General features: G+C 59.6%; 14 protein-coding genes. 11 read left to right on the plus strand and 3 right to left on the minus strand.

The window, feature by feature from the left end:
* The first annotated feature begins 5 nt into the window (after positions 1-5).
* Together CVS29_RS16365 and CVS29_RS16370 are read left to right on the plus strand one after the other, a co-directional pair.
* Positions 6-1,370, plus strand: a complete 1,365-nt coding sequence (locus CVS29_RS16365; protein WP_110107457.1) for an ABC transporter substrate-binding protein — start codon at positions 6-8, stop codon at positions 1,368-1,370.
* A gap of 35 nt (positions 1,371-1,405) precedes the next feature.
* Positions 1,406-2,563, plus strand: a complete 1,158-nt coding sequence (locus tag CVS29_RS16370) for a glycoside hydrolase family 27 protein (RefSeq protein ID WP_110107459.1) — start codon at positions 1,406-1,408, stop codon at positions 2,561-2,563.
* A gap of 523 nt (positions 2,564-3,086) precedes the next feature.
* Here CVS29_RS16370 and CVS29_RS19290 read toward each other — a convergent pair.
* From CVS29_RS19290 to CVS29_RS16385, 3 genes are all read right to left on the minus strand, one after another.
* A complete protein-coding gene (locus tag CVS29_RS19290) occupies positions 3,087-3,545 on the minus strand; it encodes an LD-carboxypeptidase (protein WP_110107461.1) in 459 nt (152 codons plus the stop codon).
* A gap of 108 nt (positions 3,546-3,653) precedes the next feature.
* Entirely contained in the window at positions 3,654-4,169 is a 516-nt protein-coding gene (locus CVS29_RS16380) for a hypothetical protein (protein WP_110107463.1), read from the minus strand.
* Positions 4,170-4,202: 33 nt separating this feature from the next.
* Entirely contained in the window at positions 4,203-4,601 is a 399-nt protein-coding gene (locus tag CVS29_RS16385; protein WP_211315164.1) for a VOC family protein, read from the minus strand.
* Positions 4,602-4,765: 164 nt separating this feature from the next.
* On the opposite strand from CVS29_RS16385, the gene CVS29_RS16390 reads away from it, so the two are divergent.
* The 9 genes from CVS29_RS16390 to CVS29_RS16425 all read left to right on the plus strand — a co-directional run bounded on the left by CVS29_RS16390 (position 4,766) and on the right by CVS29_RS16425 (position 12,148).
* Positions 4,766-5,104: a helix-turn-helix domain-containing protein gene (locus CVS29_RS16390; protein ID WP_170121014.1), complete on the plus strand. Its 339-nt coding sequence runs from the start codon at positions 4,766-4,768 to the stop codon at positions 5,102-5,104.
* A gap of 12 nt (positions 5,105-5,116) precedes the next feature.
* A complete protein-coding gene (locus CVS29_RS16395) occupies positions 5,117-5,905 on the plus strand; it encodes an ImmA/IrrE family metallo-endopeptidase (RefSeq protein WP_110107467.1) in 789 nt (262 codons plus the stop codon).
* The gene (locus CVS29_RS18540) at positions 5,902-6,075 is read left to right on the plus strand and encodes a hypothetical protein (RefSeq protein ID WP_170121015.1); all 174 of its coding nucleotides are present in this window, start codon (positions 5,902-5,904) and stop codon (positions 6,073-6,075) included. The genes CVS29_RS16395 and CVS29_RS18540 overlap by 4 nt, the downstream gene beginning before the upstream one ends.
* Positions 6,051-6,416: a PIN domain-containing protein gene (locus tag CVS29_RS16400; protein WP_146213091.1), complete on the plus strand. Its 366-nt coding sequence runs from the start codon at positions 6,051-6,053 to the stop codon at positions 6,414-6,416. The genes CVS29_RS18540 and CVS29_RS16400 overlap by 25 nt, the downstream gene beginning before the upstream one ends.
* Before the next feature lie 63 nt (positions 6,417-6,479).
* Positions 6,480-7,496 carry a thiamine-phosphate kinase gene (locus tag CVS29_RS16405; RefSeq protein ID WP_110107470.1) on the plus strand — a complete coding sequence of 339 codons (1,017 nt, stop codon included), beginning with the start codon at positions 6,480-6,482 and terminating at the stop codon, positions 7,494-7,496.
* Between the two features lie 40 nt (positions 7,497-7,536).
* On the plus strand, positions 7,537-8,475 hold the full coding sequence (locus CVS29_RS16410) for a DAK2 domain-containing protein (RefSeq protein ID WP_110107525.1): 939 nt from the start codon (positions 7,537-7,539) through the stop codon (positions 8,473-8,475).
* Positions 8,462-10,702 carry an ATP-dependent DNA helicase RecG gene (locus CVS29_RS16415; protein ID WP_110107472.1) on the plus strand — a complete coding sequence of 747 codons (2,241 nt, stop codon included), beginning with the start codon at positions 8,462-8,464 and terminating at the stop codon, positions 10,700-10,702. The genes CVS29_RS16410 and CVS29_RS16415 overlap by 14 nt, the downstream gene beginning before the upstream one ends.
* A gap of 27 nt (positions 10,703-10,729) precedes the next feature.
* Positions 10,730-11,314 carry a 16S rRNA (guanine(966)-N(2))-methyltransferase RsmD gene (gene rsmD / locus CVS29_RS16420; protein ID WP_110107474.1) on the plus strand — a complete coding sequence of 195 codons (585 nt, stop codon included), beginning with the start codon at positions 10,730-10,732 and terminating at the stop codon, positions 11,312-11,314.
* 324 nt (positions 11,315-11,638) lie between these two features.
* Positions 11,639-12,148 carry a hypothetical protein gene (locus tag CVS29_RS16425; RefSeq protein ID WP_146213092.1) on the plus strand — a complete coding sequence of 170 codons (510 nt, stop codon included), beginning with the start codon at positions 11,639-11,641 and terminating at the stop codon, positions 12,146-12,148.
* Positions 12,149-12,198: the final 50 nt, after the last annotated feature.

The raw sequence follows: 12,198 nt of genomic DNA on the forward strand, positions 1-12,198 counted from the left end.
ATACAATGAAAAAGAAGCAACTGAGCAGTCTGCTCGTTTTGACGGCCATGGGCGCCACCACTGCCTTCATGGCAGTTGGCTGCAGCTCCGGAGACAGCGGATCCGCAGACGGAACCGTCAACTTGAACTACGCACTATGGGACGACAAACAACTGCCCGCCTACCAAAGCTGTGTGGATGCCTTTGTCAAGGAAAACCCTGGCATCTCGGTGAAAGTCACTCAGACAGCCTGGGACCAGTACTGGACGAACCTCACCACGGAACTGTCCTCAGGAACAGCCCCCGACGTGTTCACCAACCACGTGTCTCGGTACCCCGAACTTGCTGCCAACAACCAGCTTCTGGACCTCCAGCCGGCCGTCGATGCGGCCAAGGTGGATATGGGTCAATACCGTGCGGGCCTCGCCGAGAATTGGGTCAAGGACGGCAAACGTTATGCATTGCCGAAGGATTTTGACACCATCGCCTTGGCTTACGACAGCCAGAAGCTGAAGGACGCCAACATAGACCCGGCCAGCCTGAATGATCTCAGCTGGAATCCCAAGGACGGTGGAACGTTTGAGCAAGTAATCGCTGAGTTGACCTTGGACAAGAATGGCAACAACGGGCTCAGTGCTGATTTCGATAAGAAGAACATTAAGACCTACGGTCTGTTGGCCTATGAACCAGGAGACGGGTTCGGCCAGACTTGGTGGGGGAACTTTGCGGCGAGCAACGGGTTCACCTATACCGAAAAAAACCCGTTTGGCACGCAGTACCACTACGACTCTCCTGAATTGGCTGACACGTTGACATGGTTCCGTTCAGTGGTTGAAAAGGGTTACATGCTGCCGCCGGAGAAGCTCGGAAAGCTCGGCCCGGTGCAGCTTCTCTCTTCCGGTCAGGTAGCCATGAACACCAACGGGTCTTGGCAGATGAATGCTTTTACGGAAGCAAACAAGGACATCAAGTTTGCCAAGCTGCCCGTGGGGCCTGAGGGACGCAAGTCACTGCTGAACGGCCTGGGTGACTCTGTCTACGCCGGCACCAAGCATCCTGAGCAGGCCGAGAAGCTGGCGCTGTACTTGGGGTCACCAGAATGCCAGAACGCCGTGGCGAGCAAGGCCGTCGTGTTCCCCGCCATCACCGAAGCTGATGCCACGGCGGTGGAAGCATTCAAAAATAAGAGCACCACTCCCATCGATCCGTCGGCCTTCATTGAAACCGCCGATGAAAAGAATGGCACGGTCCTCTACCCCATCACGGAACATGCTACTGAAGTCAATAAGATCGCCGGTGACGCAATCGATGCCATTATCCGCGGAACAAAGCAGGCGCAGCCTGCTTTGGCGGAAGCACAGCAGCAGATCAACTCCCTGTTCGGAAAATAGCCAAGGACATCACCATCAATACCATTGACGTCGCAATGACGGATCTCCAATACTCCGGTAAGCCCTTGATTGCCCCGGTGCCGCCCATGGGCTGGAACAGCTGGAATTGTTTCCGCTGCCATGACATCAGCGAACAAAAGCTAATTGAGGTTGCCGATGCGCTGGTTGCCAGTGGCATGCAGGCGGCAGGCTTTGACACCTTTGTCATCGACGATTGCTGGCAGGCCCACACCCGTGGCGCCGACGGACGTCTGCGTTCTCACCCGACCCGGTTCCCATCCGGCATGGCTGCCCTGGGGCAGGAATTGAAGGCCCGCGGATTCAAGTTCGGCCTCTACGCCTCACCTGGACGCAAGACCTGTGCCATGATCTACGACCGCTACCCGGGCCGGGACCTAGGCTCCTTCAACCGGGAAGAGCTGGACGCCCAGACTTTCGCGGGCTGGGGCGTGGACTTTCTCAAGTATGACTGGTGCGAAGCCGATGAGGACGGCACCGGACTGCGCTACCCTGACGCGTTTGAACGGATGGCTCTGGCATTGGAAGGCACGGGCCGGAAGATTATCTATTCGATCTCTGAATACGGTCGCACCGAACCGTGGACCTGGGCCGGGGATTATGGGCACATGTGGCGCACCACGGTAGACATCGAGCGGAACTGGGCCTCCATCATGTCAATCGCAGACACCCAGGCACTGATCACCGAGTTCGCCGGCCCCCACCACTGGAATGACCCGGACATGCTTCAGGCTGGTAACCCTGGCCTGAACAAGGTAGAGGAGGAAACCCACTTTGCTCTGTGGTGCTACCTCGCCGCGCCCCTGATGGCCGGTCATGACCCCCGCACCATGAGCGATGGGGTCCGGGAGCTACTCACGAACCCGCACCTGCTGGGAATCGACCAGGATCCCCTTGGCAAGGCCGCAAGCCGGACCCAGCCAGTGCAGGACGTAGACGTGTGGGCTCGCCCGCTCAGCGACGGCGAGGCCTGGCTGGTGGTGAACAAGACCGAGAACACCATCCACCTCACCCATCAGGACGGAGAACTGCGCTTGGGCCAGGTCACCATCAGCCCCATCGCAGCCGGTGCACAAGTGCTGCCGCTGCGCAGCGGCAGCCCTGCACCTCTCACAGAAGGAACTCTGTGGGAGATTCCCCCTCACGGATGCCTGGCAGTCAGCCACCGGGACTAAGCCAAACGCGGCCAAGAAAAATGCACGACCGGAAATGCCGCTTTGTCTGCGGGGCCCAGGCTCCCGGGCCAGGCGGCATTTTCGCGCATAAGTAATGTTGCTCCCATCTAACTGATCCGCCAGACGGTGGAGACGAACTTACCCTTCGTTCGGCACCCGCCGGCGTTGCCCGTGCCGCAGGCTAGATCTTGTCTACCGGAACAAACGCGCTGAACGATCCAGAAGTTGCAGATCGCCTCGGCCTGGCCGCCGCGAGCCAACACGAGCGACTTGCTTTCTGTCAGTTTTGTTCAGTGGTCTTGGGCACCGTTGACGATCGGGAGTTGTGGCGGGATGCGGCCGCTAACATTCACCTCTGTCCGGCCTGGGTCGAGTCGTTCCCAAGGGCCGTTGCCGTTCCACACAGGGTGGGATACCTCTGGCGTGTTTTCCCAATCGTTCCAGTCGTTGACTCGGTGACTACCCGGTGAGGACTGGCAAAAGGTGGTCCCTGCCGGTAACGAGGCAATCGCAATCCATGACATCAGTGATTCTGGGACGCCATAGGGAGTGTCCATGAGGTTGTTCCCATGGAGAGTTGCCTTACCTGTCCGGAGCGTAACGGGGGTGAGCAGAGTTGAAATATCGGACTACCCCACGAACAAGGATGGTTCGGCGAGAGCGAGCGCATCGAATTCAAGATGGGGAATGACGTCGATGGCGCTCTCCCTCCCCATGGCGGAACAACGGCTTTGACCATGGGGTCCAAAAATAACCGCATCAGATCTTGGGCCTGTTGCTCCACCGGGGCACGGATGTGAGTGGCGCCGTCCAGGCAATCAGCGACTTGGACTACGAACCCACGATCACGCAGTTGTTGGACCGCAAAGTCGAGGCGTCCCTGAAGTTTTTTACTGATTCCAATCGACCCCGCCGTCACTCCAACGATGTCTGCTGGCCTAAGTAACCGAAGGCATCGAATCTCCAACAACTCTACTCGCACGCGCTAAGAGCAGCCTGGGACGACCGGCTTGAGGAAGGTGAGACGACACCGGGAGCGACAGAGAACTTGCACGGGCTCGAGTCGGCAGACACGATGAGAGGTCAAGGCTCAGCTGTCGCCAAGGAACGGCGTCGGCAGGTGCTGTTTGGGACCGAGCCTGCCAGCGGCAGCCCCCTGTGGGCTGCGCGCCATGTCACGGGCCAGAACCTGAGAAATCTGCTGCAAAGTGCCGGGCAGCAGCCCACCCAACGCCCGTGCTGCATATCTGTGCACACGGGACGCCCGGAGCGCCCTGATGAAATCCATGTTCCCCGTGATTAGTGGAGGCGTTTGGGCACCCGCAATACCGAGCAGGTAGTCGGGGCTGACAGCGAAGTGTTCCGACAGCGCCGTCAGCAGCCGAGGGTTTGTAACGACGCGCCCGGTTGCGTCCTTCATATAAAACCATCGGGCCCTGGACAGGTGCACCCCACGGGCAGTGCACGCCGCCGCAATCTCGTTGAAGGTTACGAGGCTGCCTTTTTGCACGATGCTGGCATCGAGCAGCAGCTGAAGTTTGCGGGACAGCACCAGCTGTTGCGAGGGCTGCTCGGTGCCGAAGAGTTCGCTTGAGCCGGGGTTCATGGGTTCTTCCTGCCCTTTTATTGAGTGGGAGCCTCAGTGCGGCTTGGACCACCAGAGTTCGAGCTGGATGTTATCCGGGTCGCGGAAGACCAGTGCGGCACCGTTGGCCGTGTCCTCGGCGGGGGAGTGAACCACGTCCAGAGCAGCCAGCTGCTTCTGCCAGGCATCCAAGTCGGAGCGTTCGGTGACGCTGAAACCCACATGATCCAGGCCCACGCTCCTGTCGTCGAAACGGCCCACGGGGACCTCACTGTGCTGGTTCAGCCCGATGATCAGCCCCGTGGCCTGGTGCACCAGCACAATCATGATCCGGTTACCCAAGTCCACCCGCCGCAGCCGTTTCAAACCGAGAACCCTGACGTACCAGTCCGCGCTGGCTTCTGCATCGCTGACGGAAAAATCAATGTGCGACGGCATACCGAATGTTGGCATGTCGGCCTCCTCAGTAGGATCGGACGATCTTGCTCCGAGCCTATCCCTGAGGTTGCCCGGCTGCGATGGGCGGTCTAGAATTGAATCACAGCGGTGCATCTTGATTCAGGATGAGCTTCCATCGATTCCATTCACCAACACCAGAGGGAATAAGGTGCAAGGCAATGCGCACGAGTGACCGAATCCGGCACTATCGTGAGAAGGCCGGATTGACGCAGCGGGGACTTGAAAGTCTGACTGAAATATCGCAGTCCACAATCAACCGGATTGAATCCGGGCGGCGTCCGGTGAAGCCCTACGAGCTGACGGCTATTGCAGAGGCTCTTGGCTGCCCCGAATCAAGCCTGGTTGAACATCATGAAGTTCGCGACCGCATCCAGTGGGCGGCCCGGACAAACTCCACCGCAGTGCCTGATCCCAGCACCGCGAAGGACTTCCTTTTCTATTTGCTTGAAATGGACACCTATCTGAGGGGCGTCCTACAACCGATTGAGTCCTCTTGAGGGGCCACGACCATGGACAATGAAGCGGTTGCTGCCCATGCGGCAGACAGATTTCGCGAGAAGTATCAACTGGGTGACGCGCCAATTAGCGATCTCAACGACCTGCTTGAGAGCTATGTGGGCATCGATGTGGCCATCGTTCCCATGGAACCGGGGATGGACGGAATGGTTGTGCACGATCCCCACACAGGCCAGCGCATCATTTCAGCGGCCTGCAGCCAATCTCCTGAACGGCAGCGGGCCACGCTGGCGCACGAACTGGGGCACATTGAACTCGGAGACTACGCAGACGGCGGATTGATTCAGTGCCAGGTAAGAACTCCTCAAGAAACTCGCGCCGACGCCTTTGCCCAACACTTGCTGGTCCCCGCCAAAGGCCTCGAGGCCTACCTTGAAGGTCAAGCATTAGCCAAGGGCCAGCTGACAGAAGCTGACATATCCAAAGCCGTAAGATACTTCGCTGTCTCACCTGCATTGCTGCTCATCCAATTGGAAAGGGGTGGATGGCTTGCCAGCGGACAAAAGGAAGCTTGGCGCAGCCTGAGCGTGCCCGGACTGGCCGCCCGCTTTGGGTGGTCCGACGAGCACCGGGCATCCCGGGTGAAATCGGCAACGCAGCAACCACCCATGCGCATAGTTGCCGAAGCCGTCAGAGCCTACGAGAACAACCTTGTGGGCCTTGAAGCCATCGCAACCATTCGAAACATGGACGTGGCAACGTTGCGGGACGAGTTCGAATCCAACGGCATCCGGCCCAAACAAGTGAATCCGCGGCCAAGGAGATTCGGGAGAAACAAGTGATGCTCCCTGGCGCGGCGGGTACGGAACATCATCAGAGCGAGTTGATCGTCCTTGACGCCGGGCCGGTCTTAAACTTCATGGGCAGGAAGGACACCACCAACCTCTACCTGAACTGTCTGAAGAACATGACCGGGAAAATTCTCATGTGGGCACCGTCAGTGACTTCATAACTCACTGGGACTGGCTGAAACGCAATGCGCCACCCGGCATGAGCCTGACCGGTAAGCATCGTGGTGAGATGGTGCTGGTTGCCCATGCTCGACTGCTTCTTGCCCAGGGCAGAGATGTTGTAGCCATGATCGACGACCAGGACGCCATCAAGCTTGCCGAAAAAGCAGGCATCGACACATTTACCACCGTCGAGTTCTTTCAGGAGTGCGTCCAACGGAACTTCATCACGACCAAAGCAGAGTTGAAGCAACTTTATGGGTTCGTATGCACCCAGGACGACGGACTGCTGCCGTTTGCCCGAAGAGAGCTGGTACACGAATTCACTTCACCATCTGGTTAGCCCTGGGCCCTCCCAGCTCGCACCGGGTCCACCAATGTCACACCCTTCCGATACGGTTAATCCATGAACCTCACCGTGGCGCAACTCTCCGAATCCGAGCTTCTGGCCCGCATCTTCCCGCGCCTGCACGCCGGCACCACCACCTTGCTGGGCCCTGGGGATGACGCCGCCATCATCGCCGCCCCGGACGGACGCACCGTCATCTCCATCGACACCCAGGTCCAGGACAAGGACTTCCGCCTCCTCTGGCCCAACGGCAGCACCTCCTCCGGGTTCGACGTCGGCTGGAAGGCCGCCGCCCAAAACCTCTCCGACATCAACGCCATGGGCGCCATTGCCACCGCCATGGTGGTCAGCCTCACCCTGCCAAGTACGACGCCGGTGGGCTGGGTTGAGGACTTCGCCAACGGCCTCAGCGCCGCCATAGTTGCGCTCGGGGCACCCCAGTGTTCGGTAGCTGGTGGGGACTTATCCGGAGGCAGTGAACTGGTGATCACCGTGGCTGTGACGGGCTCCCTTAATGGGCTGGATCCGGTCCTGCGCAGTGGCGCCCAGGTAGGTGACCAGGTGGCCGTGTGTGGAAACATGGGCTTCTCAGCCGCCGGCTGGGCCCTGTGCGAGAGTTCAATTCCCCCGTCCGCGCACACACCCGCCATGGCACAAGCCGCTGCGCTCTTCGCGCGTCCGGTCCCGCCCCTGGCTGCAGGGCCCGTGGCCGCCAAATCCGGGGCCACCGCCATGATGGACATCTCTGACGGACTGCTGCGTGACGCCGGACGGATCGCGGCCGCTAGCAAGGTCCGCCTCGACTTTGATTCCTCCATGCTGGCGGCCCAGGCAGAAAAACTGATGGAAACCGCCGTCGAACTTAAGGAAAATCCGCTGCAGTGGGTGCTGACCGGCGGGGAAGACCACAGCCTTGTATCCACATTCCCGGCCAGTCAGATCCTCCCGGAAGGCTTCGTTAGGATAGGCTCAGTAGTGTCTGTGGACGCCGCAAAAAGTGCTGTGACCGTGGACGGACAGAATTTTGAAGGCGCCGAAGCAGGCGCCCTGGGATGGGATCATTTTGCAGTCTAAGATCACCGCAACTGCACCCGTAGTCCGCCGCTGGCTGGCCATGGCCGAACAAACATTGGCCAATCACAGTGACAGGCTCAACGCCATCAATATCTACCCGGTGGCGGATGCGGACACGGGCACCAACTTGTACCTGACGGTCCGTGCAGCCGCTCAGGGACTGGCGGAGCTGGAACCATCTGACGTGGGCACCACCATGGCCGCCGCCGGACGGGCCGCCATGGAACAAGCCAGGGGCAATTCTGGAACGCTCTTCGCCGTCTCGCTGGCAGCCATGGCGGAACCACTTTTTGATGCGCAGCGCCTCAACGGCCCGCTTCTGGCCTCCGCCTTGCACCGCGCTCAATTGAGGGCTTGGAGCGCGTTGAGTGAGCCCATGCCGGGTACCATTCTTTCGGTGTTGGAAGCGGCTGCCCGGGGTGCGGCCTCCGTGGAATCAGCCATGAACGGCGATGAATCCAACCAAACGTTGGCGCACACCATTGAGAGTGCTGTTAGTGCTGCCCGCGAAGCTGTGGTGCTCACTGAATCCCAGCTGGTTGTGCTCAGCGAGGCTCGAGTAGTGGATGCCGGCGGTGTGGGGTTGCTGTTGATCCTTGACTGCCTGCGTTCGGTGATTGTGGGGGAACCCTTGCAAGAAGACTTACTGGACGGGCTCTCCGGCTACAAAGTACAGGATCCCAACATTGCCCTTTCCATGCCGGAGCAGGAGGGTGTTGAAGTCATGTGCACCATCTCCTTGACACCGCTGGCCGCGGCCGGGTTGCGCTTGGAACTTGATGGCATGGGTGATTCCGTCATCATGAGTGCTGTTTCTGAACAGGCTGATCCCACGGGCGCCTACCCGTGGCGGTTGCATGTCCACGTGCCCTCGGCGCCCATGGCGCTGGAAGCCATCCGAGCTGTGGGTGATCCAAGCAATGTGAGTATTTCAGCGTTATCCGCCACGGCTGCCGAGGACTCCCATGAGCTTCTCTGACCTCAGCTCAGCTTTCCCCAACCCGGCTCAAGGCTATACGGATTTAGGCCTTGAACTCTCCAGACTGATCGGCACGCCCTCGGCTAAGTCGGTAGCTAAGAATCTGGAGATTCTGACAGTCGGGCAGATGCTGCACCAATTCCCGCGCCGGTACCTTGCCCGCGGGGACTTGACCGATCTGGACCTCCTACAGATCGGCGAGGAGGTCACCATCTTGGCCCGCGTGGTAGCCCTCACCACGCGGTATATGCAGACGCGCAAGGGCACCATCAGCGATGTTGTCATCACGGATAACTCCGGACGCCCGGCCTCCTTGGTCATTAGCTTTTTCAACGGTTTCAAAGCCAAAAAAGAACTGCAACCCGGTGTGCTGGCCATGTTCTCCGGAAAAGTGGGGTTCTATGGCGGAAAACAGGTCCTGACCAACCCCGGTTATGTTCTTTTACCGGATGATGAATTGGCAGAGCATGAGGCGGAACTGCACTCCGCCAAACCCGTGCCCGTCTACCCCGCCACGGCAAAGTTTCCCAGTTGGAAAACCGAAGACATCATCAAAGCGATACTGCCGGCCCTTGACCTTGAAAAAGTTCCAGACCCCGTACCCAAGCACATTGCCGCCCGCGAGCAGCTTTTGCCCTTGGCGGAGGCCTACGAACAAATACACCGGCCGGCCGATATGGATATGTGGCCCCTGGCCCGCCATCGTTTTCGCTTTCAGGAGGCCTTGGCCTTGCAAACAGCCCTGGCTCAGCGGCGTCTTGAAGCCATGCGTCAGGACGCCACCGGACGCGCTGCCGTCCAGGGCGGCTTGCTGGACGCCTTCGACGCGCAACTTCCGTACACCCTGACCGGCGGTCAGGTGGAGATCGGGTCATTGATCTCCCAGGAAATTGCGGCCGGACACCCCATGCACCGGTTGTTACAAGGAGAAGTGGGCTCTGGCAAGACACTGATTGCGTTGCGTGCCATGCTGCAGGTGGTGGACGCAGGTGGGCAGGCGGCGTTTTTGGCTCCCACCGAAGTACTGGCCGCCCAACATATGAACTCCATTACGGCGCTCTTGGGGCCCTTCGGTGCGGGGACCCTGCTGGGAGGGCCGAACGCCACACAAGTAACCTTGCTGACGGGATCCATGCCTGCCGCCGCCAAGAAGAAGGCCTTGCTGGCGGCTGCAACCGGTGAAGCAGGCATTGTTATTGGCACGCATGCGCTTTTATCTGACACGGTGCAATTTGCTGATCTGGGCCTGATTGTGGTTGATGAGCAGCACCGTTTCGGTGTGGAGCAGCGTGACGCGCTGCGGGCCAAAGCGCTCAAACCTCCGCACCTGCTGGTCATGACGGCCACGCCCATTCCGCGCACCGTTGCCATGACAGTGTTTGGGGATCTTGAAGTCTCCGAATTGACCGAGTTGCCGGCCGGGCGAACACCCATTCTCACGCATGTGGCACCCTTGGCCGAGCACCCGGGCTGGGAGGCCCGGGTGTGGCAGCGTGCCCGTGAAGAGATCGACGCCGGCCGGCAAGTCTATGTGGTGTGCCCCAAGATCGGGGATGAAGACTCGGCTGGGACGTTGCTGGAGTCATTGGAGAACAACGCATCCGACACCCGCCCCATGGCTGGGGTACTGGGCGTCTTACAATATTTGCGGACAGTTCCCGCGTTGGCCGGCCAGCGCATTGAAATGTTGCATGGGCGCCTGGACAGTGGTGAGAAACAAGACACCATGGCGGCTTTCACCGCGGGGGAGATCAACGTTTTGGTGGCCACCACGGTGATTGAGGTGGGGGTTGATGTGCGCAATGCAACGCTCATGGTCATCTTGGATGCGGACCGCTTTGGCATGTCTCAACTGCACCAGCTCCGGGGGAGGGTGGGGCGCGGTGAGCACGCCGGCACGGCCCTGTTAGTGACGGGGCTTGAGCATGATCATCCAAGTCGCAAACGGCTGGAGGCAGTGGCCGCCACGATTGATGGTTTTGTGCTGGCCCAGCAAGATTTGCAGATGCGCCGCGAAGGCGACATTCTGGGAGCCAGACAATCCGGGGGAGTCAGCGGGCTGCGGATACTGAGCGTGGTGCGGGACGAGGACTTGATTGGGCGGGCTAGAGAAGATGCCACTGCCATTGTCACCGCGGACCCGGAGCTGGAATTCCATCCTGCACTGAAACTGGAAATTGAAATGTATTTGACGCAAAAAAGTGAGGCTTTCCTTGAACGTGGTTAGAAATACTGGCGCAGTGCGGGCCCTGGCATGAGCCGGATCGTTGCCGGAGCCGCCGGTGGCAGCCCACTGGTCTCAGTACCAGGAGAAGGAACACGGCCCACCACGGACCGGGTCAAGGAAGCCTTGTTTTCGCGGCTGGAATCCATGAACATGCTCGCTGGCACCCGGGTCTTGGATCTGTACGCCGGGTCTGGATCGCTCGGGGTGGAAAGTGCCAGCCGTGGGGCCGCATCTGTTGAACTCATCGAGTTCAATGACAAGGCCGCAGCCGTGTGTCAGCGCAATGCTGAACTGGCTAATAAGGTCATAGGCTCCAAGATTGTCAAAGTTCAACGCGCCAAGGTGGAATTGTTCCTTGACCGGGGCGTTGAAGCCGGTGCGGATCCGTGGGGCCTTGTCTTCATGGACCCGCCCTATCCGCTGACCGAGACGGAGCTGTCCCTGGTACTGGAGTTGCTGGCACCACGTCTGAGTCCTTTCGCCGTGGTGGTGGTGGAGCGTTCAGCGAGGACACCTGAACCTGCCTGGCCAGCTGGCCTGGAGCGCTTCGCTGAGAAAAAGTATGGCGAAACACGGCTTTGGTTCGCCGAACCCGCCGCTGCTGGAGACTGAAAGCCTGCTGCCGGCTGGAAGGGAACATTAGAAATGTGTGAGCTTTGACATGCGGCTCTTTTGTGCTGAAAAATGTCCTCCGGCCCGGACGCTCGGGGCGGCCTGCTGACGGCGTGTTGCCCGTGTTCAAGCGTAAGTGCCCTCCCGGCGGTGGCAGGCAGCAGCCAGATTCGCTGCTCGCGCTAGGGCGTGGGAGGAACCGGCGAATGCGCTCAATTATGAGAGAAACCGCCCAATTTGGTGTTCTGGTGAATTTGTTAGCCGATGCAGGTGGGCAATCATGAAGACATGACCACTACGCACAACACAGCAAAAAAATACTCCATGAGCACACTTGCTGGAGCTTCTCTTCTCCTGCTGGGGCTCTCTCTTGCCGGCTGCTCCACGAGCACCCCGGGAGCAACCACAGAGACCTCAAACAGCACTTCCTCCACCCAAGGTGGCGCTGAGGCGGCCGTTGACGTTCAAACTCCCGCCTCCACCGCGGCCACCCCGTCCGCCACGGCCAGCGAGAAGGCTGGAGCACAAGGACGCACAGTAACCATGCATGTTGAGGGCGCCAAGAGCGATGCCCTGGTCAAGGCTCTTGTAGTCACCGACGATGGGAAGGAAAGCGGTGGTGAGATGACCAGCCAAAAGCTGCCATTCGATCAGGAAGTAACCCTGCCTGCCGGTGCCGCTTTCACCAAGGTTCTAGTCCTTGGCAAGTATGCTTCCGGTGCCACCGGCGAAATTTCGTGCTCCATCAGCATCGATGGTGTCAACGTCTCCAGCCAGAGCTCCACCAACCACAAGCCGGCCGAGTGCTTGTTTGTTGAGAAGAACACCAAGTAACACTGATGTGGCCGCAGCGGGTGAAGCCAGAGTTGTAATGCAACACTGAG

The sequence above is a fragment of the Arthrobacter psychrochitiniphilus genome (assembly GCF_003185915.1).
GTDB lineage: Bacteria > Actinomycetota > Actinomycetes > Actinomycetales > Micrococcaceae > Specibacter > Specibacter psychrochitiniphilus.